The 24,089-nt window shown below is 62.9% G+C and carries 21 protein-coding genes and 1 pseudogene; 5 read left to right on the top strand and 17 right to left on the bottom strand.

What is annotated here, in order from left to right; translation table 11 throughout:
• Positions 1-97: 97 nt before the first annotated feature.
• A complete protein-coding gene (gene apaG, locus NLY37_RS27160; protein WP_023740736.1) occupies positions 98-490 on the top strand; it encodes a Co2+/Mg2+ efflux facilitator ApaG/CorD in 393 nt (130 codons plus the stop codon).
• A gap of 186 nt (positions 491-676) precedes the next feature.
• On the opposite strand, the gene NLY37_RS27155 is transcribed toward apaG, so the two are convergent.
• The 3 genes from NLY37_RS27155 to NLY37_RS27145 all read right to left on the bottom strand — a co-directional run bounded on the left by NLY37_RS27155 (position 677) and on the right by NLY37_RS27145 (position 3,946).
• Positions 677-1,708 (bottom strand): Hsp33 family molecular chaperone, encoded by a 1,032-nt coding sequence (locus tag NLY37_RS27155; RefSeq protein ID WP_027049368.1) that lies wholly within the window; start codon positions 1,706-1,708, stop codon positions 677-679.
• A 108-nt stretch (positions 1,709-1,816) separates the two neighbouring features.
• The gene (gene argF, locus NLY37_RS27150; protein WP_023669629.1) at positions 1,817-2,728 is read right to left on the bottom strand and encodes an ornithine carbamoyltransferase; all 912 of its coding nucleotides are present in this window, start codon (positions 2,726-2,728) and stop codon (positions 1,817-1,819) included.
• A gap of 18 nt (positions 2,729-2,746) precedes the next feature.
• On the bottom strand, positions 2,747-3,946 hold the full coding sequence (locus NLY37_RS27145; protein ID WP_023730971.1) for an aspartate aminotransferase family protein: 1,200 nt from the start codon (positions 3,944-3,946) through the stop codon (positions 2,747-2,749).
• Between the two features lie 358 nt (positions 3,947-4,304).
• Here NLY37_RS27145 and NLY37_RS27140 point away from each other — a divergent pair, with 358 nt between their 5' ends.
• The gene (locus NLY37_RS27140) at positions 4,305-4,823 is read left to right on the top strand and encodes a GcrA family cell cycle regulator (protein WP_023669627.1); all 519 of its coding nucleotides are present in this window, start codon (positions 4,305-4,307) and stop codon (positions 4,821-4,823) included.
• Positions 4,824-4,927: 104 nt separating this feature from the next.
• On the opposite strand, the gene NLY37_RS27135 is transcribed toward NLY37_RS27140, so the two are convergent.
• From NLY37_RS27135 to NLY37_RS27125, 3 genes are all read right to left on the bottom strand, one after another.
• Positions 4,928-5,935: a magnesium and cobalt transport protein CorA gene (locus tag NLY37_RS27135; RefSeq protein ID WP_023669626.1), complete on the bottom strand. Its 1,008-nt coding sequence runs from the start codon at positions 5,933-5,935 to the stop codon at positions 4,928-4,930.
• A gap of 95 nt (positions 5,936-6,030) precedes the next feature.
• Positions 6,031-6,753, bottom strand: a complete 723-nt coding sequence (gene phoU, locus NLY37_RS27130; RefSeq protein ID WP_023669625.1) for a phosphate signaling complex protein PhoU — start codon at positions 6,751-6,753, stop codon at positions 6,031-6,033.
• A 115-nt stretch (positions 6,754-6,868) separates the two neighbouring features.
• Positions 6,869-8,137, bottom strand: coding sequence for an ATP-binding protein (locus NLY37_RS27125; RefSeq protein WP_023740737.1), 1,269 nt, complete (start codon positions 8,135-8,137; stop codon positions 6,869-6,871).
• A 102-nt stretch (positions 8,138-8,239) separates the two neighbouring features.
• Here NLY37_RS27125 and ppk2 point away from each other — a divergent pair, with 102 nt between their 5' ends.
• Positions 8,240-9,145, top strand: coding sequence for a polyphosphate kinase 2 (gene ppk2 / locus NLY37_RS27120; protein ID WP_023703442.1), 906 nt, complete (start codon positions 8,240-8,242; stop codon positions 9,143-9,145).
• A 201-nt stretch (positions 9,146-9,346) separates the two neighbouring features.
• Here ppk2 and NLY37_RS27115 read toward each other — a convergent pair whose 3' ends face one another.
• Both NLY37_RS27115 and NLY37_RS27110 read right to left on the bottom strand, forming a co-directional pair.
• Entirely contained in the window at positions 9,347-9,985 is a 639-nt protein-coding gene (locus NLY37_RS27115) for an acyl-homoserine-lactone synthase (RefSeq protein WP_023681954.1), read from the bottom strand.
• Between the two features lie 275 nt (positions 9,986-10,260).
• On the bottom strand, positions 10,261-10,992 hold the full coding sequence (locus tag NLY37_RS27110; protein ID WP_023669621.1) for a helix-turn-helix transcriptional regulator: 732 nt from the start codon (positions 10,990-10,992) through the stop codon (positions 10,261-10,263).
• Positions 10,993-11,288: 296 nt separating this feature from the next.
• On the opposite strand from NLY37_RS27110, the gene NLY37_RS27105 reads away from it, so the two are divergent.
• Positions 11,289-12,104 (top strand): ABC transporter substrate-binding protein, encoded by an 816-nt coding sequence (locus tag NLY37_RS27105; protein ID WP_050590359.1) that lies wholly within the window; start codon positions 11,289-11,291, stop codon positions 12,102-12,104.
• 60 nt (positions 12,105-12,164) lie between these two features.
• Here the strand turns inward: NLY37_RS27105 and NLY37_RS27100 are convergent, their stop codons facing one another.
• Positions 12,165-12,539: a tellurite resistance TerB family protein gene (locus NLY37_RS27100; RefSeq protein ID WP_023740739.1), complete on the bottom strand. Its 375-nt coding sequence runs from the start codon at positions 12,537-12,539 to the stop codon at positions 12,165-12,167.
• 194 nt (positions 12,540-12,733) lie between these two features.
• Here NLY37_RS27100 and NLY37_RS27095 point away from each other — a divergent pair, with 194 nt between their 5' ends.
• The gene (locus tag NLY37_RS27095) at positions 12,734-14,383 is read left to right on the top strand and encodes a lysine--tRNA ligase (RefSeq protein ID WP_023732412.1); all 1,650 of its coding nucleotides are present in this window, start codon (positions 12,734-12,736) and stop codon (positions 14,381-14,383) included.
• Here the strand turns inward: NLY37_RS27095 and NLY37_RS27090 are convergent.
• The 8 genes and pseudogenes from NLY37_RS27090 to NLY37_RS27055 all read right to left on the bottom strand — a co-directional run bounded on the left by NLY37_RS27090 (position 14,346) and on the right by NLY37_RS27055 (position 23,785).
• Complete coding sequence (locus NLY37_RS27090) at positions 14,346-15,218, bottom strand: thermonuclease family protein (RefSeq protein ID WP_023711411.1); 873 nt, start codon at positions 15,216-15,218, stop codon at positions 14,346-14,348. The genes NLY37_RS27095 and NLY37_RS27090 overlap by 38 nt on opposite strands.
• An 8-nt stretch (positions 15,219-15,226) precedes the next feature.
• Positions 15,227-15,877, bottom strand: coding sequence for a S24 family peptidase (locus tag NLY37_RS27085; RefSeq protein ID WP_023740741.1), 651 nt, complete (start codon positions 15,875-15,877; stop codon positions 15,227-15,229).
• A gap of 307 nt (positions 15,878-16,184) precedes the next feature.
• Positions 16,185-16,315: pseudogene (locus NLY37_RS30955) on the bottom strand (thioesterase family protein); the annotation flags it as partial.
• A 41-nt stretch (positions 16,316-16,356) separates the two neighbouring features.
• A complete protein-coding gene (locus NLY37_RS27075; protein WP_023740743.1) occupies positions 16,357-18,576 on the bottom strand; it encodes a 3-hydroxyacyl-CoA dehydrogenase NAD-binding domain-containing protein in 2,220 nt (739 codons plus the stop codon).
• A 23-nt stretch (positions 18,577-18,599) separates the two neighbouring features.
• The gene (locus NLY37_RS27070) at positions 18,600-19,808 is read right to left on the bottom strand and encodes an acetyl-CoA C-acetyltransferase (RefSeq protein WP_023740744.1); all 1,209 of its coding nucleotides are present in this window, start codon (positions 19,806-19,808) and stop codon (positions 18,600-18,602) included.
• A gap of 31 nt (positions 19,809-19,839) precedes the next feature.
• Complete coding sequence (locus tag NLY37_RS27065) at positions 19,840-21,009, bottom strand: acyl-CoA dehydrogenase family protein (RefSeq protein ID WP_023696702.1); 1,170 nt, start codon at positions 21,007-21,009, stop codon at positions 19,840-19,842.
• Between the two features lie 232 nt (positions 21,010-21,241).
• On the bottom strand, positions 21,242-23,050 hold the full coding sequence (locus tag NLY37_RS27060; protein WP_023740745.1) for an acyl-CoA dehydrogenase: 1,809 nt from the start codon (positions 23,048-23,050) through the stop codon (positions 21,242-21,244).
• A gap of 276 nt (positions 23,051-23,326) precedes the next feature.
• Positions 23,327-23,785 carry a MerR family transcriptional regulator gene (locus NLY37_RS27055; protein WP_023740746.1) on the bottom strand — a complete coding sequence of 153 codons (459 nt, stop codon included), beginning with the start codon at positions 23,783-23,785 and terminating at the stop codon, positions 23,327-23,329.
• Between the last annotated feature and the right edge of the window lie 304 nt (positions 23,786-24,089).

Raw genomic sequence — 24,089 nt, 5'->3', positions numbered from 1 at the left:
CGGCACCTCCGCTTTGAGGCTGGCAGGACATGCCGTTGTGCGCGTATCAAACCGCATAGCGCGACAAATGTTCCTTGCCGCGCAACCGGAGCAGCCCATGTATCGCGCCGTCACGCGCAACATCAAAGTGCAGGTCAGACCGTTCTACCTGGAGGACCGCTCGGACCCGGCGGAGAACCGTTATGTCTGGGGCTACCAGGTGACGATCGACAACCAGTCCGACGATTTCGTGCAGCTTATGTCGCGTTACTGGCACATCACCGACGGCAGCGGCCGGATCGAGGAAGTGCGCGGCGCCGGCGTGGTCGGCGACCAGCCTGAGCTCAATCCCGGCGACAGCTATCAATACACGTCAGGCTGCCCGCTCTCGACGCCCTCCGGCTTCATGGTCGGCCACTACACCATGCGCAACAAAAAGGGCGAGACGTTCGACGTCGCTATTCCCGCGTTTTCGCTGGATCTGCCGGGGACGCGGCGGACGGTGAATTAGGGGTTTTCTCCCCATCTCTATACGGGGAGAAATGCCCGGCAGTGCAATGAGGGGCGCCGCCGGACTCATGAGGTTATCTTCCACGCACATGACGTAGGCTATGCGCGGCCATTCACCAAAGTTCGCGCTGCCCCTCATCCGCCCTTCGGGCACCTTCTCCCCGTGAACGGGGAGAAGGAAGAGATGCTACTGAGCTGCAAACTCCGCCGGGTCGAAGTCGTACTGCTTGGAGCAGAACTCGCAGGCGACGTGGATGCCGCCATCTTCGGTGCTGTCCTTGATCTCCTGCGCGGAAAACCCCTCGAGGATGCCGCGTATCTTGTCCCTTGAGCAGGAACATTGGTCGGCGACCGGCACGCCGCCGAAGACGCGCACGCCATGTTCGTGGAACAGCCTGTAGAGCAGCCGCTCGGCGCCGATGGTCGGGTCGATCAGCTCGGTCGGCTCGATGGTGCCGAGCAGCGCCACCAGCTCGCGCCACGAATTGTCGGCCGGCTCCTGCGTCACGTCACGCGGATCGCCGTCGCCGCCCGAAATGTCCGGCACGCGCATGCGCTCGGGTGACTGCGGCAGGAACTGCGCCAGGATACCGCCGGCGCGCCACTGCTCGCGCGCACCGCCGGGGCCGGGCGTCAGCAGCTTGGCCACCGACAGCCGGAGGTCGGTCGGGATCTGCTCCGACTGGCGGAAATAGGTGCGCGCGGCGTCTTCCAGCGTCTCGCCGTCGAGCTGGACGATGCCCTGATAGCGCTGCGTGTGCGCGCCTTGGTCGATGGTCAGCGCCAAAACGCCGCTGCCCAGCAGCGTCTGCTGCGAGGTCTGGCCTGCGGCCACCAGGGCCTCCAGCCGGTCGGCATCGAAGCGCGCATAGGCGCGCAATGCCGAGGGCGTGGAGAAATCCGCGACCAGCATGTCGACAGGCCCGTCGGTGCGGGTCTGCAGGATGAACTTGCCTTCAAATTTGAGCGAAGTGCCGAGCAGCACCGTCAGCACACAGGCTTCCGCCAGCAGGCGGGCGACCGGCTCGGGATAGTCATGACGGTTGAGGATGGCGTCGAGCATCGGCCCGAGCTGCACGGTGCGGCCGCGCACGTCGAGCGGGCCTACCTCGAAGGGCACGACATGATCGTCGCCGGCATAGCCGAACTCGCCGAGTTTGGGGTGATGTTCAGTCACTTGATGCGTTTCCAACATGACAAAGCTCCAGGGCGCGGCCATGCGGCCCGGAGGGGTGCATGCGTCCAAACGCGCTTGATTTGCGTGATGGGGCGCAAATAGGCATCGCGCCGCCCCGGATCAAGCGCTTGGAGATCAAGCGCCTGGAGATCAAGCGCCCAGACACCAGGCCAAAACCGCCTTCTGGGCGTGGAGCCGGTTCTCGGCTTCGTCGAAGACCACCGAATGCGGACCGTCGATGACCTCGTCGGTCACTTCCTCGCCACGATGCGCCGGCAGGCAGTGCATGAACAGGGCGTCGGGCTTGGCCCTGGCCATCAGCGCCGCATTGACCTGATAGGGCGAGAAGACATTGTGGCCGCGGGCGCGGTGTTCCTGGCCCATCGACACCCAGCAGTCGGTGACGATGCAGTCGGCCTGGTCGACGGCCTCTTCGGGCGAGCGGGTGAAGTGCAGCTTGCCGCCATTGGACTTCGACCAGTCGATGTGCTTTTGCGCCGGCTCGCTGCCTTCCGGCACTGCGACGTTCAGGTTGAAGCGGAACCGCGCCGAAGCTTCGAGCAGCGAATGCAGCACGTTGTTGCCGTCGCCGGTCCAGGCGATGGTCTTGCCGGCAACCGGACCGCGATGCTCCTCGAAGGTCATGATGTCGGCCATCAGCTGACAGGGATGGGTGTCGTCGGTCAGCCCGTTGATGACCGGAATCGTGGCATTCTCGGTCAGCTCGAGCAGCCGCTCATGCGACGTGGTGCGGATCATGATGGCGTCCACATAGCGCGACAGCACCTTGGCGGTGTCGGCAATGGTCTCGGAGCGGCCGAGCTGCATTTCGGTGCCGGTCAGCATGATGGTCTCGCCGCCGAGCTGTCGCATGCCGACGTCGAAGGACACGCGCGTGCGCGTCGACGGCTTGTCGAAGATCATGGCCAGCACCTTGCCTTCGAGCGGTTTGGTCCGTTCGCCGGCCTTGAGGCGCGCCTTGCGCACCACCGCATCGTCCAGCATCAGGCGCAGATCGCCTTCGGAAACGGCGGAAAGATCGGTGAAATGGCGAAGGCTCATCGGGAATGGTTCTCGGGATTACTTCGCGGCGGCCGCGGCGATGGCGTCGGTCAGGCCCTTGGCAGCGGCGCGGATGCGATCGAGCGCTTCGCCGATCTCGGCGTCGGTGACGGTCAGCGGCGGCAGCAGACGAATGACGTTGTCGCCGGCCGGCACCGCCAGCAGATGCTGGTCGCGCAGCGCCATGTTGACCTTGGTGTTTGGCATGGCGCATTTCAGGCCAAGCATCAGGCCGCTGCCCCTGATGCCTTCGATGACATCGGGAAATTCGTCGGCGACCGCCGCCAGGCCCTGCTTCATCAGCAATGCCTTGCGCTGGACGTCTTCGAGGAAGCCGTCTTCCAGCACGACGTCGAGCACAGCGTTGCCGACCGCCATGGCCAGCGGATTGCCGCCGAAAGTGGTGCCATGCACGCCTGCCGTCATGCCGACGACAGCGTCGTCGGTGGCGAGGCACGCGCCCATCGGGAAGCCGCCGCCAATGCCCTTGGCAATCGCCATGATGTCGGGCGTCACGCCGGTCCATTCATGCGCGAACAGCTTTCCGGTGCGACCGATACCGCACTGGACCTCATCGAAGATCAGCAGCAGGCCGTGCTGGTCGCAGAGCTGCCGCAGCCGTTTCAAGGATTGCGTCGGCACCGGGCGGATGCCGCCCTCGCCTTGCACCGGTTCGATCAGGATCGCGGCGGTCTCTGGTGTGATCGCCTTCTCGGCGGCGTCGATGTCGTCGAAGCCGACCTGGTCGAAGCCTTCGACCTTGGGCCCAAAACCTTCGAGATATTTGTACTGGCCGCCGGCGGCGATGGTCGCCAGCGTGCGGCCGTGGAAGGCGCCTTCGAAGGTGACGACCCGGAAGCGCTCGGGATGGCCCTTGACGAACTGGTAGCGCCGCGCCGTCTTGATCGCGCATTCGAGCGCCTCGGCGCCGGAATTGGTGAAGAACACCTTGTCGGCGAAGGTGGCGTCAGCCAGCCGCTCGCCGAGCCGGGTCTGCCCCGGGATCTCGTAGAGATTGGAGACGTGCCAGAGCTTGGCCGCCTGTTCGGTCAGCGCCGAGACCAGATGCGGATGGCTGTGGCCCAACGAATTGACCGCGATGCCGCCAGCGAAATCGAGATATCGCTCGCCCTTGTCGGTAACCAGCCAGGTGCCTTCGCCATGATCGAAGGCCAAAGGGGCGCGGGCAAAGGTCTCGTAAAGCGCCGAACCGCTCATTATATGCGTCTCCGGTACCGGAAAAATCAAAAAAGCCGCCAAAGCGGCGGCCTTTGCGGCTTATCGTGTTTTTCGGCCATGAAGTCAACGAAAACGTCGTGCAGAGGCGCGTGGCCAGCTCCCGACGAGACGCCGGCTCATAAGCGACCGGGCAAGTTGGGGAAAACCTAAAAAACCGATTCGTGTTGCACCTGGGACTCTTGTCACCGAGTCAACACATGAGGTAATTGTAGTCGGGAAATAACTAGATTTCGTGCGGCGGACCTAATCACCTAATATATGTGGTGTCTGCCCCGGCAAAGATTGCCGGGTCGGGAACGGATTCCGGCTGCCGCACACTTAGCAGGAGCGCGGTCTCATGAACTGGACTGACGAGCGGGTCGAACTTCTCAGGAAACTGTGGTCGGAGGGCTTGAGCGCAAGCCAGATCGCCGCACAACTCGGCGGGGTCAGCCGCAACGCGGTCATCGGCAAGGTGCACCGGCTGAAGCTGTCGGGCCGCGGACGCTCGACCGCGACGCCGGCGCGTCAGAAGAAGACAACGCAGGGATCTTCGATCCAGAAATCGGTGCCGCGCGCCGCAACCACGCAGCGCCATGTCACGACGTCGATCGGGGCGAACGCGCTGCAGGCGCAGTTCGACGCCGAGCCAGTGGCGCGCCACTACATCCGCCCGGTCGAAAACGTCGTCGTGCCGATCTCGCGGCATCTGCAGCTCACCGATCTCACCGAGCGCACCTGCAAATGGCCGAATGGCGACCCGCTGTCGGAAGACTTCAACTTCTGCGGCAACGAGGCGGCCGAAACCGGACCTTACTGCAAGTACCACGCAAGGGTGGCGTTCCAGCCGGCTTCAGAGCGGCGCAGAAGCCGGTAGTTAGGAATAGGGATTGGGGACTGGGCAGTAGGGAATGGGGTAGCGCTCGTGAGGCGCTACCTTATTCTGCCTACTGCCTACTGCCTACTGCCTACTGCCTACCATCACAGCCACCCACTCTTCCGAAATCGCCAATACAAAAACGAGCAGATCAGCGCGATCGAGACCAATACGACGGGATAGCCGTATTGCATCTTCAGCTCCGGCATGTCGTCGAAATTCATGCCGTAAATGCCGGCGAGCGCCGTCGGCACCGCCAGGATCGCGGCCCATGAGGCCAGCTTCTTGGTGTTCGCGGTTTCCTGGCTCTGGCCGACCAGCAGGCTGGCTTCGAAAGCGAAGGCCAGAACCTCGCGCAGGCTGTCGATCTTTTCCTGCACGGTGCGGATATGATCGGTGACATCGCGAAACAGCGGATGCATGGCGGTATGGATCTGCGGCAGGTCGGCGCTGGTCAGCCGGCGGCAGACCTCGACCAGCGGCAGCGCCGCATTGCGCAGGCGCAACAGATCGCGGCGCAGCATATAGAGCCGCTCGATGTCGGGACCGGTCATCGGCTTCAGCAGCACCCTGTCCTCGATCGCCTCGACCTCGTCCTCGATCTGCTCGAGCACCGGCATGTAGTTGTCGACGATGAAGTCGAGAATGGCGTAGAGGACGAAATCCTCGCCCTTGGCCAGTGAGTGCGGACAGCTTTCCCAGTGCTGGCGCACGGCGGCGTATGAGGTCGAGGGACCATGCCTGACGCTGACGATATAGCCTGAGCCGACGAACAGATGCGTCTCGCCGAAGGTGACGCGTCCGTCGATCAGCTGTGCAGTGCGGGCAACGATGAACAGCGCATCGCCATATTGCTCGATCTTCGGCCGCTGGTGCGGATGTTCGGCGTCTTCAATCGCCAGCTCATGCAAATGGAATTGCGCCTTGACGCGCAGCAGAAGCTCGCGGTCGGGTTCGAGCAGCCCGATCCAGACGACATGGCCCGACTTCTTGGCCCATTCACCGGCTTCCTCGATCGGAATGTCGGCGATGCGCTTGCCGGCGGTGTAGACGCTCGACGCGATGATGCCGGACGATGCCGGCGCCGGCTTGAACTCTCGGACATATTCCATCGCAGCCTCCTGAGCGCCTGGCCTTGGCCAGGAACCGAGACGCTAACATCCGGGTAGTTTAGCGCAATATGATTAAGCGTTCGAGGGGCGCGCGATCACTTCACCGGCAGCGCCGGAAGGGCAATCTTGTCGGTCTTGTCGCCCTTTGGACGCTCGGCCGGCAACTGCTCGCCGGTGACGATGTAGTAGATCGTCTCGGCAATGTTGGTGGCGTGGTCGCCGATGCGCTCGATGTTCTTGGCGCAAAACAGCAGATGCGTGCACGGCGTGATGTTGCGCGGATCTTCCATCATGTAGGTCAAAAGCTCGCGAAACAGCGAGGTGTACATGGCATCGATCTGGTCGTCGCGGTCGCGAACGAAGCCTATTTTCTCGACCGAGCGCGAGGCATAGACGTCGAGCACTTCCTTGAGCTGGGTCAAAGCGAGTTCGGCCAGCGCCTCGAGGCCGCGAAACAGGCTGGTCGGCTGGCGGCCATCAATGACGCTGACCACACGCTTGGCGACGTTCTTGGCGAGGTCACCGACCCGTTCGAGGTCGGCCGAAATGCGGATGGCGCCGACGATCTCGCGCAGATCGGTCGCCATGGGCTGGCGCTTGGCGATGATGACGATGGCTTTGTCGTCGATTTCGCGCTGGCCCTCGTCAAGCACGATGTCGTCGCGGATGACCTTCTGGGCGAGGCCGGGATCGGCATTGACCAGCGCCTGGATCGCCTGCTCGACCATGCGCTCGGCATGGCCGCCCATCGCAGCGATGCGCTTCGCCAGGTATTTCAGCTCTTCGTCATAGGCGCTGACAATGTGTACGGACTGCATGGGCGAAATGCCTTCCTTAAATCTTTGGCCTTTTGAGTCGTTTCCTCGACCCCTGTGCTGATACGCTAGCCGGATGACAGAAAGAAGAAACAGGCAGTTAGCAGATAGTACCGCCTCAGCCTGCCGGCAAATGGACCGTGAACGCCGCGCCCTTGCCAACCTCCGACTTGATCGAAAGCCGGGCGTTGTGGCGCGTCAGAATATGCTTGACGATGGACAGGCCAAGACCGGTGCCTTTCTGCGTGCGGCTGCTCTCCACGTCGACGCGATAGAAGCGCTCGGTAATGCGCGGTATGTGCTCTTCCGGGATGCCCGGGCCGTAGTCCCTGATGGTTACATCGATGCCCGGTTCCGGGCCGGCCTCGCCCCGCGCGATCGACACCGTGACGCGTCCGCCAGGCTGGCCGTATTTGCAGGCGTTTTCCAAGAGATTCTCGAACACCTGGAACAGCTCGTCGCGGTCTCCGGGCACGTCGAGCGGCCCCTCGGCGTAGTCGCGTTCGATGACGACGCCGTTCTCGCTGGCGAGCGGGCCTAGTGAATCGATGACGCTGTCGATGGTCTGGCGCAGATCGACCTCGGTTCCCGGCCTCAGGTAAGGCTTCATTTCAAGCCTCGACAGCGACAGGAGATCGTCGATGAGGCGCGCCATGCGGCCGGTCTGGTTCTGCATGATCTGCAGGAACTGCTCGCGCGCCGCCGGATCGTTGCGGGCCGGGCCGCGCAACGTCTCGACGAAGCCCGAGATTGAAGCAAGCGGGGTGCGCAACTCGTGGCTGGCATTGGCTATGAAGTCAGCGCGCATGCGGTCGATGCGGCGCGTCTCGCTCTGGTCCTTGAACACCAGCACATAGAGATCTGTGGCGTGGCCGACCGAGGATGCGCTGACCCGGTAGGCGCGTTCCACCGGCAGCTTCTCGGTGTAGTCGACGGCATCCGAGGCGACGGCTCCCGACAGCACGCCGTCGAGCAAGGCCTGCATTTCCGGCGCGCGGAATTTTAGCGACAGCGACAGGCCGGGCGCGATACCGACAAAGGCGGCAAAGGCGGCGGCATTGGCGTGGACGATGGTGGCGGTGCGGTCGAAGATGATCAGCGGATCGGCAACGGCAGCCGCAAGATATTCGCCGGAAAGCCGCTGCAGCCCGCTCGCCTCGACCGTGGCAATGGTCTTCTCAGCAGACCGGCTGGCGCCACCGGTTGGCAGAAGCGCGGCAGCCAGCAGCACCGTCAACGCAGCCAGGACGACATAGGCGGAGATACCGGCAAAACCATAAACGGCCAGGATAGCGATCGCACCGGCGGCAAGCAGCCATCGGCTGTTCCACAGCCGGCCGGCGACGGCCTGCCCCCTGGTTGTCCGCTCTGCCCCGGTGTCAGCCATTCGTGCTTTCCGTGCTTCTGCGCCGGTCCCGCCGAAACTTCCGCTGGACCGGGTTTGAGGCCCCCCATAGCATGAGTCCGCAAGCTGGAAAGGTTCGTCTCGATGAAAAAAGCCAAGGAAAGTCCCGCCGCAGAGCCGGCAAAGGGGCCGCTGAAGATCAAGGTGGACGGCAAGGAGCGGGAGTTCGACATCGAAAACCCCGAACTTCCCAGCTGGATCGAGGACCACAAACTGACCGCAGGCGACTACCCCTACGACAAGAAAATGAAGAGCGAGGAGTATGACGAGACGCTGGAGCGGCTGCAGATCGAACTGGTCAAGGCGCAGGCCTGGCTGCAGGCGACCGGCAGCAGAGTGATGTCGCTGTTCGAGGGGCGCGATGCCGCCGGCAAGGGCGGCACCATCTCGGTGCTGCGCCAGTATCTCAATCCTCGAACCGCGCGCAACGTGGCGCTGACCAAGCCGACCCCGACCGAGGTCGGGCAGTGGTACTACCAGCGCTACGTCGCCCATTTCCCGACATCAAGCGAATTCGTCACCTTCGATCGCTCCTGGTACAACCGCGGCGGCGTCGAGCCGGTGATGGGCTTCTGCACACCGGAACAGCATGCAAAATTCCTCGACGAGACGCCGCATTTCGAGCGGATGATCTCCAATGAGGGCATCTATTTCTTCAAATTCTGGCTCAACATCGGCCGCGAGACCCAGCTCGAACGGTTTCACGACCGCCGCTGGTCGCCGCTGAAGAACTGGAAGTTCTCGCCGATCGATATTGCCGGCATCACCAAATGGGACGACTACACCAAGGCGCGCGACCAGATGGTCGAGCGCACGCACAAACAGTTCGCGCCCTGGATCATCGTGCGGGCCAATGACAAGCGACGCTCGCGGCTGGCCGTCATGCGGCGCATCCTGTTGTCACTGCCCTATGATGGGCGCGATCTCGACGCCATCGGCAAGGAAGACAAAAAGATCGTCGGCGAAGGGCCGTCGTTTCTTGAGAAGTAGAGACTGGCCTCGATAGGCAGAGGCTGAAATTACAGAGCCCACCCCCACACGGAGGTGGGCTCTGTGGCCATTGTCTAAAGCGCATCGCATTTGAACGGATTCACGCGACGCGCTTTAGGTCTTTGTTTCATGCATGTCGTTCTCTCAAAACCGGGGCCACTTTGAGCGACATGCATTAAAGCGCGTCGGGTGAAGACAGTCTCACGACGCCTGCCGCATGCCGAGCATGTGGGGGGTGCCCCTGGCCAACACCGGGGCGTGATGGTTGCGGCGCGAACGCACGACATCCAGCGTATGCTCGTTGAAGGTCAGCAGTGTGGCGACGACCTGCTGGTTGCCATAGGTGCGCTGGTAACCGAGCGGCGTCGCCAGGAAGTGCAACTGCAGCGTCCGCAGCACCCACACCGGCTCGACCTCGATAATGACCTGATCGACATTGCGAGCAAGGCCCCATTCGACGAAGCCGGCGATCAGTTCGGTGCCGACCGTAGACACGCCGCGCTTGCCATCGCGAAAGCCTGGCGCCACCGCGTAACGGGTTAGCTCCCAGACATTCGGTCCCGAAGGGCGCTTTCCCTCGCAGAGTTCCGGCATCACATCGCTAAGGAGATGCGGCCGTGTGGTCGGCAGCATCCGATGATAGCCTGCAAGCTCGCCATTGCGTATGACAAGGTGGTGTTCGGCCTCATCATGGTCGAATTGATCGATTTCGAGGCCGTCCGGGCGATCGAGATCGGTCCACCGCATCTCATCGACGAAGACCTTGTAACGCAGGCGATGGACGGCCTCCCATAGGTCGGGACGTTCCATCAGTTGTTGAGTGGTAAGGGAAAATAGCATTAGCCGTCTCCTGGGCTTAAGAGGAAGATACGGCCGGGCTTTCCCGAAAAAATTGCGCGAAGGTGTTGGCAAGGATTTCCAGGCTGCCACAGCCGACATGGCTAATATAGCTGCGTCTAAACGCCTCCGCGATGGCGTGCACCCTGTTGGCGACGCCGAGTCTGCTTTTGGCGTTAAGAAAGCATTAGCCGTCTCAAGAGGACGACAGGGGCCGGTCTTTTCTGAAGATATGACGCCAACACTGCGGCCATAAATTTCGGGCCGCCAGAACCGGCCTAGCTGATATAGCCGTGCCTGACTGCTTCGGCGACTGCCTGCACACGGTTGGCGGCGCCTAGTTTGCTCTTGGCGTTGAGAAGGTGTTTCTCAGAGGTATGCTCCGAGATGCCGAGGATCTGCGAAATCTCCCACTCGGATTTTCCGACCGCCGCCCATTGCAGGCATTCGCGCTCGCGCGGCGTCAATTCAATGTGATCGATAGATTTGCCGGCCGTCGTTTGAAGCTGCATGGCGCGGCCGATGGCATAGGTGGAGGCCAGCGAGACCATTGCGAATTCGGCTTCGGACAGTTCGACCGCCTCACCGCCCAGCGAGACCAGCGCGATCTGGCCTTCGAGCGTGATCAGCGGGAAGGCGAGGCCGTCACGCAGCTTGAACTGGCGGGCGTCGCGCATCACCTCGGCGCTGCTCTTGTCGGCGGGCATGCTTTGAACGGCATCGCGCCATTGGAATGGCGCCCGAAACTGCTTCAAATGGCTGACGACCGGATCGTGGTCGACGTAGTTGCGCGATAAGTAACGCTCCAGCCATTCGCTAGGCCAATCGCAGAGCAGCACATGGTCCTTCGTCTGGCTGCTTGGTGTACCGGGCTGCGGCACCGTTGCGGCTATCAGGGCCGTCAATCCGAAATTCGAGGTGACACTAAGTAGCTGCTCGCACACCGCAGCCGACGTGTCGGCACGCTGCACCCGGTCAATATATTCAAGTGTCCGGTCAAAATAACCCATCGCAACATCTACCCCATGTTGCCTACCGCTCTTGAGACCGATGCTACGTGCCTGCCCCGCACTTAGCCATCAACCCCGGATTGCAAAGCCACATCCTTAGCTTCTCTAACGCCAGCGACCGCCAACCCCGGGCCGACTCTGTGCGGCTATTTGCAACCTCGCCAAAGCATAACCCGAAATTTGCCCGTTGAAATCAAAAACAATTGTGCCTGCGCCGTTTTCGTATCACAAGCCAACGGCCAAGACGGGCGGAGTTTTTTGTGACATCACGCTGGATAACCATCGCCTTGCTGTCGATGCTGATGGGAGTGCAGCCGTTTGCCGGCGCTGCGCGGGCAGCGGAACCGCAGGTACCGGTGCTTTGGGATGCCAAGGAGCGGCTGCCGAAACCGGACCTTTCGGCGCTGCCGAGGCTCAGGTTCCTCACCACAACCGATTTCCCGCCCTTCAATTTTCTCGACGGCACGGGCCGATTGTCCGGCTTCCACATCGACCTGGCGCGGGCGATTTGCGCCGAACTCGACATCGCCGACAAATGCCAGATCCAGGCGCTGCCCTGGGCCGAACTCGACGACGCGTTGCAGAAGGGCGAAGGCGAGGCGATCATCGCCGGCATCGCCGCAACGCCGGAGACGCGGGCGAAGTACAGCTTTTCGCGCTCCTATCTACAGTTTCCGGCGCGCTTCATCATGCCGAAGACCAAGGCCTTCGCCGAGCCGATCCTCGACAAATTGCGCTCGAAGCGGGTCGGCGTGCTGGCCGGCTCGGCGCATGAAAAGATGCTGCGCGATTATTTCGGCACCGTGCAGATCATCCGCTTTCAACGGCCGGAAGACCTCTACAGCGACTTGAAGAGCGCCAAGATCGATGCCGCCTTCGGCGACGGCATGCGCTTTTCCTTCTGGCTGGGCGGCACGGACGCCGCCGGTTGCTGCCGCTTCGCCGGTGGACCCTACCTGGCGCCGGAATATCTGGGGTCCGGCATGACCATTGCCACCCGGGCCAGCGACCCAGCGCTGGCCGCAGCCATGGACTACGCGCTGCAGGAGATATCGGTGAAAGGCACCTTCGCCGAATTCTACCTGCGCTATTTCCCGGTCAGTTTCTTCTGATCCGGTTCTCGGTCCAGCTTTTTCTGATCCGGCCCCGGTCAGCTTCCTCTACGGGCTGGATCAGGTCAGCGTGCGCAGGCGGGCCTTCGCCCCGCGCGCGATGGCTGCGGCGGTCAGCGTGTCGAGATCGAGCTCACGCCGGATCAACTGCAGCACCCGCAATTCCTCCATGCGCATTTCGAGATCGACGGCGGCAACCTCGAAGGCCGCGGCATAGGCGGTGTCGTGCAGCCGTTCGGGCAAAATCTCGGCGACACGCTCGAGCACGCCTTCCAACCCATCCTTTTCATGCAGCATCTTCTGGCAGTCCTGCGCAATGGCGATCAGCCTGTCCTGCTTGAAATCCTCGAACACCGGCCAGCTGCGGACGACGTCGCCGATGCGCGCCAGTTCGATATCGGTCATGTCGCGATCGGAAGCCGAGGTGATGACCATCAGGTAGATCAGGGCTCATGGGTGGACGGCAACGGCATTCAAAACTCCTTGATAGTGAGGGTCGAAGGTAGGGACGCCACGGCGCCGTCGCAACGAAAACGCCTGATATCGTTGACGCTCCGCCCTGTCGCGCCTAGAGACCCGGTTGAAAAATCTTACCAGCCGCGAAAGCCGGCCATGACTGGAACTTTGACATGACGGGATCAAACATCGCCGATCTCAACCCCGAAATGCTTGCGGCAGCCGCCGAAAGCAAGGCCTGGCCGTTCGAGGAAGCCAAAAAGATCATCGAGCGCTACAAGGGCGGCGACTTCCCGGAGATCGTCCTGTTCGAGACCGGCTACGGCCCGTCGGGCCTGCCGCATATCGGCACGTTCGGCGAGGTCGCGCGCACCTCGATGGTGCGCCATGCCTTTCACGTGCTGACCGGGAACAAGGTCAAGACCAAGCTGCTCTGCTTCTCCGACGATATGGACGGCATGCGCAAAATCCCCGACAATGTGCCGGATCGCGCAGCGCTCGAGCCCTATCTGCATATGCCGCTGTCGGCGGTGCCCAATCCGTTCGGCGGCGACTATCCGAGCTTTGGCGACCACAACAACGCGATGCTGTGCCGCTTCCTCGACACGTTCGGCTTCGACTACGAATTCGCCAGCGCCACGCAGTACTACAAGGCCGGCCGCTTCGATGCGATGCTGGTGCGCGCCGCCGAGCGCTATGAGCAGATCATGGCGGTGATGCTGCCGACGCTGGGGCCGGAGCGGCAGGCAACCTACAGCCCGTTCCTGCCGATCTCGCCGAAGAGCGGGCGCGTGCTCTACGTGCCGATGAAGCATGTCGACGCCAAGGCCGGCAACATCACCTTCGACGATGAGGGCACCGAGACCACGCTTTCGGTGACCGGCGGGAAGGTCAAGCTGCAGTGGAAGCCGGATTTCGGCATGCGCTGGGCAGCGCTCGGCGTCGATTTCGAAATGTTCGGCAAGGACCACCAGACGAACGCGGTGATCTACGACCGCATCTGCAACATTCTCGGCGGGCGCGCGCCCGAGCATTTCGTCTACGAACTGTTCCTGGACGAGAACGGCCAGAAGATCTCGAAGTCGAAGGGCAACGGGCTGACCATCGACGAATGGCTGCGCTACGCGCCGACCGAAAGCCTCGGCCTCTATATGTATCAGCGGCCAAGGCAGGCGAAAAAGCTCTATTTCGACGTCATCCCACGCGCCGTCGACGAGTACTACACCTTCCTCAACGCCTATCCGCGCCAGGACTGGAAGGAGCGGCTGGGCAATCCGGTCTGGCACATGCATGACGGCAAGCCGCCTTCCATCGACATGCCGGTGCCGTTCTCGCTGCTGCTCAACCTGGTCAGCGCCTCCAACGCGCAAAACAAGGATGTGCTGTGGGGCTTCATCTCGCGCCATGCATCTGGCGTGACGCCGGCGACGCATCCCGAACTCGACCAGCTGGTCGGTTTCGCCATCCGCTACTTCGACGATTTCGTGAAGCCGACGAAGACCTTCCGGCCGGCCGACGATGTCGAACGCGTGGCGCTGGAAGCGCTTGGCAACGCGCTTGCTGGCCTGCCGGCCGGCGCCGACGGCGAAGCGATCCAGAACGCTTCGCTCAACGTGGCGCGCAAGATCGAACGCTATCAGGACCATTCGAAGAAGAGCCCGGACGGCGGCCCTGGTGTCTCGGGCGCTTTCTTCCAGATGATCTACCAGGTGCTGATCGGCCAGGAACGCGGACCGCGCTTCGGTTCGTTCGCAGCCCTCTACGGCATCGCCGAAACCCGCGCGCTCATTGAGCGGGCGCTGGCTGGTCAGCTGGCGGCGTAATTTCCGTCCCGGCCGGCGGCGTGTCTATCGCCGGGGCATCGAGGATCGGTTGCGACGCCGTCGGTGCCGCAACAGGCGTTGGCGCCGGTGGCAGGCCGCCAAGATCGGGCGCGGCGCCGAAGACGCCCTTCTTGGCGGCGCGCGCCTTGTCGCCCGCTTCGACATAGGGGCCGCCTGCCGTGGCGCGCGCCCAGCCGTTTTCGACCAGCCACTGGCCGACATCCAGCTTGCCGATGCGGCATTCGGCGGCGATCAGCGCACGGTCGGCCTCCGGCGGCACCTTGCAGGCAACGGCCCGGCCGCGCAGGAAAGACCGGAACGCGGTACGCGCCCTGATACCGCAAGCCCAGGACTTGCCGCCCTCGGTGCAGGTCTCGTCTTGCCTGACGATGTCGATGCCGGAGACCGTCACGGAATAACCATTGGCTTCGATCAGGCCGGCGGCGGCCGCGACCGGCTGGAACAGTTTTGTTCCTCCCCAGTCGTCGACCGCTCTGCGCCCACGCGGCTTGGGCGGCCCGGCCAGCGCCAGGTCGCTCAGCGGCGCGCGTGGCTCAACCCGTTCAAGTTCTTCTACCAGCAGCGGCGGCGGAGCGATGGCCTCGGGATCGATCGCCCTCGAATGCACCTGAGGCGAGTGCATCGGAGGCTTGACGGGCTGGACCTCGGGGATCGCCGACGTCGCCGGCTCCTCGGGCACGGCCTCGGTGTCCGGGTCGATCTGGTCGACAGTAATGGCGGGGCCGTCGCGATGCAGCGCGCGACCGCCGGCGACGACAATGGCGACCATCACCGGGATCGCCAGGAGGGCTATGAGGATTTGAAGCAGACGCACCGCGAGACCTACTGGCTTGCCCAGACGATCCGCGCCACCCATTCGACATCGCGCATCGCGATGTCGCGGTCCGGATGGTCGGGGTTGAGCGAAATCAGCACGATCGATTTCGTCGTCTGGCGGTCGAGCACCTTGGCCATGACTTCGCCGGCATTGGTCTTGACGACGACGCGGTCGCCCTTGCGGGTAGCGGCGCCCGGCTCGACGATCAGCACATCGGCATTGCGGTAGAGCGGCAGCATGGAATCGCCCTGCACCTTCAACGCATAGGAGGTTTCGGTCGCCCGTGCCGGAAGCTCGACAAGGTCCCAGCCCTGGCCTGAGGGATAGCCGGCATCATCGAAGAAGCCGCCGGCGCCGGCCTGGGCGAAGCCGAGCAGCGGCACCGCCGAACGCTGCGGGGCTAACGAGCCCGAAGCTGTCTTGGCACGGCCTTCGACCAGTCCGGTGAATTCGTCGAGCGAAGCGCCTGTCGCCTCGATGATCTTGGCCAGCGATTCGGTCGAGGGCCAGCGCGGTCGCCCATCCGAGGACAGCCGCTTCGACTTGTTGAAAGCGGTGGAGTCCAGACCGGCTCGCCGGGCCAGGCCGGAGGCCGACAACGAATAGCGCTCGGCGAGAGCGTCGATGGCTGCCCAAACTCGGTCATGCGAGAGCAATTCGCTCTCCTCAAAACAGGAAAAAATACCTTTTCCTTCTAACGCGTGGTCATCCGATTGTCCACCGGCGCGCGGCCCGATCCCCTAAAAAGCTGTGTGCGGCGAAGTCGTCATGGATGCCTCAAACTGCCTTGGCAAGGCTGCGCAATCCTTGGTGGGAGGTCATGCAAACCCGCTCGGCCTCGGTCGGCGGCCGCGGTTGAACGGAGCGGTCAAGCGTCCTATTGGACGCGCCAAGGACGCAGTAGCATTTGATTTGGCGCATGATCCTTTCCGAAAATCGATTCCGATTTTCGGGGTCATGCGCGAGGTCGGCGAGCATCATGTAGCGGGCGTTGTTGAGATGGAGGTTGAAGTCGATGTCGGCAGGCAGCGAAAAGCCAGCCGACTTTCGCTGCCGACCGCGTAAAGGGTCACGGCGCGCCTTGCCGTGGCCATCATGCGCGCAAGGCGCCCTCAGACGTACATGGGGCGCTAGCTCAAGCGGCCTTCTGCACCTCGCCTTTCGCATAGGGATCGAAGCGCTGGTAGAAGGTCTCGCCCTTCTCCGCCAGGTCGAGTAGCAGCTTGGGCGCCTTGAACTCGGCGCCGTATTTCTTCTGCAGGCCCTTGGCTATTCTGACGAACTCCCCGACGCCGATGCCGTCGATATAGGACAGCGCGCCGCCGGTGAATGGCGCGAAACCAAAGGCGAGGATCGACCCGAGATCGGCCTCGCGCGGATCGGTGACGATGCCTTCCTCCATCACCCGGGCCGCTTCCAGCGCAATGGTGACCAGCAGGCGCTGCTGCAGTTCCTCATAATCGACCTTCTCGGCCTCCAGCTGCGGATAGAGATCCTTCAGGCCCGGCCACAGCTTCTTCCTGGCGGGCTTGGCGGGATAGTCGTAAAAACCCTTGCCGTTTTTGCGGCCGAAGCGGCCATGGGTGTCGACCAGCGTGTTGATCAACGCCATCTGCCTGGGGTCGACGGCCTTGTCGCCGAGGTCCCTGATGGTCTGCTTCATGATCTTCTGGGCAAGGTCGATCGCCGTCTCGTCGGTCAGCGCCAGCGGGCCGACCGGCATGCCGGCGGCCTTGGCGGCGTTCTCGATCATCGGCGCCGGAACGCCTTCGATCAGCATCTTGTAGGCTTCCGACATGTAGCGCAGCACGCAGCGGTTGACGTAGAAGCCGCGCGTGTCGTTGACGACGATCGGCGTCTTCTTGATGGCGCGCACGAAATCGATCGCGGTGGCCAGCGCCTTGTCGCCGGTCTTCTTGCCCAAAATGATCTCGACCAGCATCATCTTGTCGACCGGCGAGAAGAAGTGGATGCCGACGAAATTCTTCGGCCGCGCCGAATTCTTGGCCAGTGCGGTGATCGGGATGGTCGAGGTGTTGGAGGCGAAGATCGCCGACGATTTCAGCACGGCTTCGGCCTGCTCGGTGGCAGCCTTCTTGACGGCCGAATCCTCGAACACCGCCTCGACCACCAGATCGCAGCCGGCGAGATCGGCATAGTCGGCCGACGGCGTGATCAGCGACAGAAGTCTGTCCTTCTCCTCGGGCTTGACGCGGCCCTTCTTGACCTGATCGGAGATCAGGCTGTCGGAATGCGTCTTGCCCTTTTCGGCCGACGCCATGTCGCGGTCGAGCAGGACGACCGGGATGCCGGCCTTGGCGGTGACAAAGGCGATGCCGGCGCCCATGAAGCCGGCGCCGAGAATACCGATCTTCTTGAACTTGGTCTCCGGCACGCCGGCCGGGCGGCGGGCGCCCTTGTTGAGCTCCTGCAGCGAGACGAACAGCGAGCGGATCATCGCTGCTGCTTCCTTCGACTGCATGATTTCGGTGAAATAGCGCTGTTCGATCCGCAGACCGGTGTCGAACGGCACCAGCAGGCCTTCATAGACGCATTTCAGGATCGCCGCGGCGGCCGGATAATTGCCGTAGGTCTCGCGGCGCAGGATGGCGATGGCCGGCGGCCACAGATTGAAGCCGGCCGGCGTATAGATTTGGCCGCCAGGCAGCTTGAAGCCCTTCTCGTCCCAGGGCTGGACGGCTTTCAGGCCGTTCCTGATCATCGCCTTGGCGGTCTCGATCAGCTTGCCGGGTTCGGCGATCTCGTGGATCAGCCCCATCGCCTTGGCTTTCTGCGGCGACAGCGTCTGGCCGGTGGTCAGCATCTGCAACGCCTGCTGCTGGTCGGTCAGGCGCGGCACGCGTTGGGTGCCACCGGCGCCGGGGAAGATGCCGACCTTGACTTCCGGCAAGGCCATCTTGACCTTTTCGGAGTCAGCGGCAACGCGGCCATGACAGGCCAGCGACAGCTCGAACGCGCCACCCATGCAGGTGCCGTTGATCGCCGAGACCCAAGGCTTGCCCGACGTTTCGAGCTTGCGCCACAAGCCACCCATGCGGCCGGCATTGTCGAACAAAAGCTGTGCCGCCTTCTCCGGGTCCTTGGTCTTCTCCTTGGCAAATACGGCCAGCATCTTCTGCAGCATGGTCAGGTCGGCGCCGCCGGAGAAGCTGTCCTTTCCCGAGGTGATCACCGCGCCCTTGATGGCGGCGTCGGCCACCACCTGGTCGATGATCTTGTCGAACTCGTTCATCACCTCTTCGGTGAAGACGTTCATCGAGCGGTCCGGCATGTTCCAGGTGACCATCGCGATGCCGTCTGCGTCCGTGTCGACCGTGAAGTTTGTATAAGTCATGTCTCTCTCCTTCCGGCCGAAAATCAGACGCGTTCGATAATCGTTGCGGTGCCCATGCCGGCGCCGATGCAGAGCGTCACCAGAGCGGTGTTCAAATCGCGGCGCTCGAGCTCGTCCAGCACCGTGCCCAGGATCATCGCGCCGGTGGCACCGAGCGGATGGCCCATGGCGATGGCGCCGCCATTGACGTTGATCTTGTCGTGCGGGATTTCGAATGCCTGCATGTAGCGCAGCACCACTGAGGCGAAGGCCTCGTTGAGCTCGAACAGGTCGATATCCGACAGCTTCATCTTGGCGCGCTTCAGAAGCTTCTCGGTGACGTCGACCGGACCGGTAAGCATCAGCACCGGCTCGGAGCCGATGTTGGCAAAGGCGCGGATGCGGGCGCGTGGCTTCAGGCCCATCGTCTTGCCGGCCTTCTTCGAGCCGAGCAGTACGGCGGCCGCACCATCGACGATGCCGGACGAGTTGCCGGCATGGTGGACGTGGTTGACCTCTTCGACTTCCGGATGCTTCTGCACGGCGACCGCGTCGAAGCCGCCCATTTCGCCAGGCATGACGAAGGACGGGTTGAGCGAGGCCAGCGACTGCATGTCGGTCGACGGCCGCATATGCTCGTCATGATCGAGGATGGTGAGGCCGTTCTGGTCCTTGATCGGTATGACGGAGTTCTTGAAACGGCCATCGGCCCAGGCCTTGCCCGCACGCTTCTGGCTCTCGACCGCATAGGCATCGACGTCGTCGCGCGAAAAACCGTATTTGGTGGCGATCAGGTCGGCCGAAATGCCTTGCGGCACGAACCAGCCGGGCAGGCCGACGGACGGGTCCATGAACCACGCGCCGCCCGAGGCGCCCATGCCGACGCGCGACATCGATTCCACGCCGCCTGCAATGACGATCTCGTCGGCGCCTTGAGCGATCTTGGCGGCGCCGAAATTGATGGCGTCGAGGCCTGAGGCGCAGAAGCGCGAGATCTGCATGCCCGGCGCCTTGTTATCGTAGCCGGCCTCGAAGGCGGCGGCACGCGGAATGACGGAGCCGGCTTCGCCGACCGGATCGACGCAGCCGAAGATGATGTCGTCGACGTTTGCAGTGTCGAGGCCGTTGCGGTCGCGCAACGCTTCAAGCGTCCTGGCCGCAAGCCGCACCGCCGGCATCTCGTGCAGCGAGCCATCCTTCTTGCCCTTGCCGCGCGGTGTGCGCACGGCGTCATAGACATAAGCTTCAGCCATTTGCTTGCTCCTTGCTTTGCCGACGTCGCTCTCAGAGAGAGCGGCCGATCAGCAATTTCATGATCTCGTTGGTGCCGCCGTAGATGCGCTGGACGCGGGCGTCGCGGAACATGCGGGCGATCGGATATTCATTCATGTAGCCATAGCCGCCATGCAATTGAAGGCATTCGTCGACGACTTTTCCCTGCAGGTCCGAGAGCCAGTATTTCGCCATCGACGCCGTCACCGGATCCAGCCCGCCATTGATGTGGCGGGTGACGCAATCATTGTAGAAGACGCGGCCGATGGTGGCCTCGGTCTTCAGTTCGGCGAGCTTGAACTGGGTGTTCTGGAACTCGATGATCGCTTTGCCGAAGGCCTTGCGGTCCTTGACGTAGTCGATGGTCAGAGCAAGCGCGCGCTCGATCATGGCGATCGCGCCGGTGCCGATCTGCAGGCGCTCCTGCGGCAATTGCTGCATCAGCTGGATGAAGCCCTGTCCCTCTTCGTGGCCAAGCAGGTTCGAGGTCGGCACGCGCAGATCATTGAAGAACAGCTCCGACGTGTCGTTGGCCTTCAGGCCGATCTTGTCGAGGTTGCGGCCGCGTTCGAAGCCTTCGGCCTCGTCGGCCTCGACGACGATCAGCGAGGTGCCCTTGGCGCCTTTGGCCGGATCGGTCTTGGTGACGACGATGATGAAATTGGCCAGTTGGCCATTGGTGATGAAGGTTTTCGAACCGTTGATCTTGTACTGGTTGCCGTCCTTCTCGGCGCGCGTCTTGACGCCTTGCAGGTCGGAGCCGGCGCCCGGCTCGGTCATGGCGATGGCGCCGATCAGTTCGCCGGTCGCCAGTTTCGGCAGCCATTTCTTCTTCTGCTCTTCCGAGCCGTAGTGAAGGATGTAAGGAGCAACGATCGCGTTGTGGAGACCGATGCCGAAACCGTCGACGCCGACATGGCCGATCGCCTCGATGATGGCGCTCTCATGCGCGAAGGTGCCGCCGGAGCCGCCATATTCCTCCGGCATAGAGGCGCAGAGCAGGCCGGCGGCACCCGCCTTGCGCCAGCTCTCGCGGTCGACCATCTCGTTCTTCTCGAACTCGTCGTAGCGCGGCGCGATCTCTTCCGACATGAAGCGGTGCGCCATGTCGTAGAGCATGCCGACCTCGTCCGCCGCCCAGGCGGGCTTCGGCAAGGAGAGCACTTCGGCTGGATTTGTCATGCCGTTTCTCCCGCGCCAACGTCCCCCTCCCCCTCGAGGGGAGGGTGGCCGCGAAGCGGTCGGGTGGGGTCGCCGATGACGTGCTCGACCTTATCTTCGGAATTGACGCGGGTTTGGGGCATTGCGATCATCTCCTACCAAAGCGCCAACCAGCCGGCGCACTGCACGCAAGGACCCCTCCCGGCCCTTCGGGCCACCCTCCCCTCAAGGGGGAGGGGGACGCCAGCCATTTCTAGAACGCTTCCGCAGGCAGCGCCATTAGCGTGTCCGCACCACTGGAAATGCGGGCGAGATGTGCCGATGTCTCGGGCATGATCCGCTCCATGAAGAAGCGCGCCGTCACCACCTTGTTATCGTAAAAAGCCCCATTTTCGTGGACAGATTGGGAGCCATTGGCGCCGGTCTTGCCGAGCGCGGCCTTGGCCATCTGCGCCCACATGTAGCCCAGCGCCACCAGGCCGAAGAGATGCATGTAATCGGTCGACGCGGCGCCGGCATTGTCGGGCTTGGCCATGCCGTTCTGCACCAGCCACATGGTCGCCGCCTGCAGATCGTTGAGGCCCTTCTTCAGCGCCTTCGTGAAAGGCGCCAGCTTCTCGTCGGCGCGGTTCTCCTCGCAGAACTCGCCGACGTCCTTGAAGAAGGCCTGCACGGCGCGGCCGCCATTCAGGCCAAGCTTGCGGCCGACGAGGTCGAGCGCCTGGATGCCGTTGGCGCCTTCATAGATCATGGCGATGCGGGCATCGCGCACGAACTGGCTCATGCCGTGCTCTTCGATGTAGCCGTGGCCGCCGAACACCTGCTGCGCCATGACGGCATGGTCAAAACCCTTGTCGGTGAGCACGCCCTTGACCACCGGCGTCAGCAGGCCGGTATAGTCGTCGGCCGCCTGGCGATCCTTGTCGTCGGCGGAGCGGTGGGCGATGTCGGACTTGATCGCCGTCCACAGCGCCAGCGCGCGGCCGGCCTCGTTGAAGGCCTTCATGGTCATCAGCGAGCGGCGGATGTCGGGATGGACGATGATCGGATCGGCTTGTCTGTCCGGCGCCTTGGCGCCAGACAGCGAGCGGCCCTGCAGCCGGTCCTTGGCGTAGGAGACCGCGTTCTGGTAGGCGATCTCGGACAGCGACAGGCCCTGCAGGCCGACGCCGAGGCGGGCTTCGTTCATCATCGTGAACATCGCCTTCAGGCCGCCATTGGCCTCGCCGAGCAGCGTGCCTTCGGCCTCGTCATAATTCATGACGCAAGTCGAATTGCCGTGTATGCCCATCTTCTCCTCGATCGACCCGCAGGAGAGCGTGTTCTTCTCGCCCGGATTGCCCGAGGCATCGAGCTTCAGCTTTGGCACGATGAACAACGAGATGCCCTTCACGCCCGCCGGCGCGCCTTCGATGCGGGCCAACACGAGATGGACGATGTTTTCCGACATGTCGTGCTCGCCGGCCGAGATGAAGATCTTCTGGCCTGAGATCTTGTAGGTGCCGTTGCCGTTCGGCACCGCCTTGGTGCGCAGCAGGCCGAGATCGGTGCCGCAATGTGGCTCGGTCAGGTTCATGGTACCGGTCCAGGACCCCTCGACCAGCTTCGGCAGCCATGTCGCCTTCTGCTCGTCGGTGCCGTGTGTGATGATCGCAGCGATAGCGCCTTGAGTCAGGCCGGGATACATCATCAGCGCCATGTTGGCCGAAACCATGTATTCGGCAACCGCGGTGTGCACGGCATAGGGCAGCCCCTGGCCGCCGAACTCGACGGGCGCCGCCAGTCCCATCCAGCCGCCTTCGCGATACTGGTCGTAGGCTTCCTTGAAGCCCTTCGGCGTCATCACCGAGCCGTCCTCATGGCGCACGCAGCCTTCCATGTCACCGACGCGGTTCAGAGGATGCATAACGTTTTCGGCAAGCTTGGCGCCTTCGGCGAGGATCGCCTCGACAACGTCGGGCGTCGCGTCGGCAAATCCGGGAAGGTTGGAGTAGCGCTGATAACCCAGCACCTCGTTGAGCACGAACAGCGTGTCCTGGACCGGCGCCCTGTAGATCGGCATGTGTTTCCTCCACCATGCGGGCCTTGGCCGCGAGATCGGGCCCCGAAACATGAGGTTGGGGGCGGCATGCGGGCCAATGTTGAAAGCGGGATAGCAAAAATTGACGTTTGCGTAAACGTCAATTTGGTCGCCGCTACAAAATTTACTTATGCCAGCCTATCGGCACGAGCGGTGCATGGCTTTGCGCAAAGCGAGGGTGGTCAAGCAAAAAGAGCCACGCAGGCGGGCCGCGCGGCTCTTACCTTCAAAGCTTTCGCCGGGAACTGCGGAGCGAAATCAGCTGGCGGCGCTGGCCGGGGCCGAACGCTCGGACAGCATCTGGCGCACGGCCGACATCGAGCCGCTCAACTCGTTGATGGCGTCGTCGATCAGCGCGCGCTGCTTCTGCAGGCGGGCAAGCTGCTTCTCCGACTTGTCGAGAGCCAGCCGCAATTGCTTGATGTTGGATCCCGTCGGATCGTAGAGATCCATCATCTGCTTGACGTCGCGTAGCGAGAACCCGACCTTGCGGCCGAGGAGGATCAGCTTCAGCCGCGCCTTGTCGCGACGCGTGTAGAGCCGCGTCGCCCCATCGCGCTTTGGATTGAGCAGGCCCTTGTCTTCATAGAACCGCAGCGTGCGCAGAGTCACGCCGTATTTCTTGGCCATCTCGCCGATGCGCACCAGCTCCTCGCCGGCTTCGGCAGACATATTGTTGGTGTTGGCCGCGGCTTCGCCGGGCGAAACAAGTTTCATAGTCACTGGCTTTCCCCTGTCGTGGCATCGCGGTCTCGGACCTTGCAACGCCTGAGTGGAAGCGGGGGCATGCTTCCAGTCGTGGTTTCAACTAATTCATCGCAAAAGGCACGAACGGCGCCCCTCTTACGTTTACGTCAATTCTATAACGATAGCCGCCGCATGACGCAAGGGCGTTCTGGGATTGCGAAACCTTATGCCGCACCCCCGGCGCCGGGTCCGAACGGGCACCGCCTGTATTCCAGCAATGCCGTAACTTCTTAAGCTTGGTTAACGCCTTGTTTACCACGATGGGTGAAATGTG

The organism is Mesorhizobium sp. C395A, from assembly GCF_030323205.1.
Classification (GTDB): Bacteria; Pseudomonadota; Alphaproteobacteria; order Rhizobiales; family Rhizobiaceae; genus Mesorhizobium.
The sequence above is the reverse complement of the archived record's forward strand: the minus strand, read 5'-3'. Positions and strand labels throughout refer to the sequence as shown.

Coding starts and splice junctions, on each gene's coding strand:
- NLY37_RS27055 (WP_023740746.1), bottom strand. CDS start 23,785: ATGAAACTTGTTTCGCCCGGCGAAGCCGCGGCCAACACCAACAATATG.
- NLY37_RS27140 (WP_023669627.1), top strand. CDS start 4,305: ATGAACTGGACTGACGAGCGGGTCGAACTTCTCAGGAAACTGTGGTCG.
- NLY37_RS27095 (WP_023732412.1), top strand. CDS start 12,734: ATGACGGGATCAAACATCGCCGATCTCAACCCCGAAATGCTTGCGGCA.
- argF (WP_023669629.1), bottom strand. CDS start 2,728: ATGAGCCTTCGCCATTTCACCGATCTTTCCGCCGTTTCCGAAGGCGAT.
- NLY37_RS27135 (WP_023669626.1), bottom strand. CDS start 5,935: ATGGAATATGTCCGAGAGTTCAAGCCGGCGCCGGCATCGTCCGGCATC.
- NLY37_RS27115 (WP_023681954.1), bottom strand. CDS start 9,985: ATGCTATTTTCCCTTACCACTCAACAACTGATGGAACGTCCCGACCTA.
- NLY37_RS27075 (WP_023740743.1), bottom strand. CDS start 18,576: ATGACTTATACAAACTTCACGGTCGACACGGACGCAGACGGCATCGCG.
- NLY37_RS27110 (WP_023669621.1), bottom strand. CDS start 10,992: ATGGGTTATTTTGACCGGACACTTGAATATATTGACCGGGTGCAGCGT.
- NLY37_RS27155 (WP_027049368.1), bottom strand. CDS start 1,708: ATGGCCGCGCCCTGGAGCTTTGTCATGTTGGAAACGCATCAAGTGACT.
- NLY37_RS27125 (WP_023740737.1), bottom strand. CDS start 8,137: ATGGCTGACACCGGGGCAGAGCGGACAACCAGGGGGCAGGCCGTCGCC.
- NLY37_RS27100 (WP_023740739.1), bottom strand. CDS start 12,539: ATGGTCATCACCTCGGCTTCCGATCGCGACATGACCGATATCGAACTG.
- NLY37_RS27070 (WP_023740744.1), bottom strand. CDS start 19,808: ATGGCTGAAGCTTATGTCTATGACGCCGTGCGCACACCGCGCGGCAAG.
- NLY37_RS27060 (WP_023740745.1), bottom strand. CDS start 23,050: ATGCCGATCTACAGGGCGCCGGTCCAGGACACGCTGTTCGTGCTCAAC.
- phoU (WP_023669625.1), bottom strand. CDS start 6,753: ATGCAGTCCGTACACATTGTCAGCGCCTATGACGAAGAGCTGAAATAC.
- NLY37_RS27105 (WP_050590359.1), top strand. CDS start 11,289: ATGCTGATGGGAGTGCAGCCGTTTGCCGGCGCTGCGCGGGCAGCGGAA.
- NLY37_RS27065 (WP_023696702.1), bottom strand. CDS start 21,009: ATGACAAATCCAGCCGAAGTGCTCTCCTTGCCGAAGCCCGCCTGGGCG.
- ppk2 (WP_023703442.1), top strand. CDS start 8,240: ATGAAAAAAGCCAAGGAAAGTCCCGCCGCAGAGCCGGCAAAGGGGCCG.
- NLY37_RS27145 (WP_023730971.1), bottom strand. CDS start 3,946: ATGAGCGGTTCGGCGCTTTACGAGACCTTTGCCCGCGCCCCTTTGGCC.
- apaG (WP_023740736.1), top strand. CDS start 98: ATGTATCGCGCCGTCACGCGCAACATCAAAGTGCAGGTCAGACCGTTC.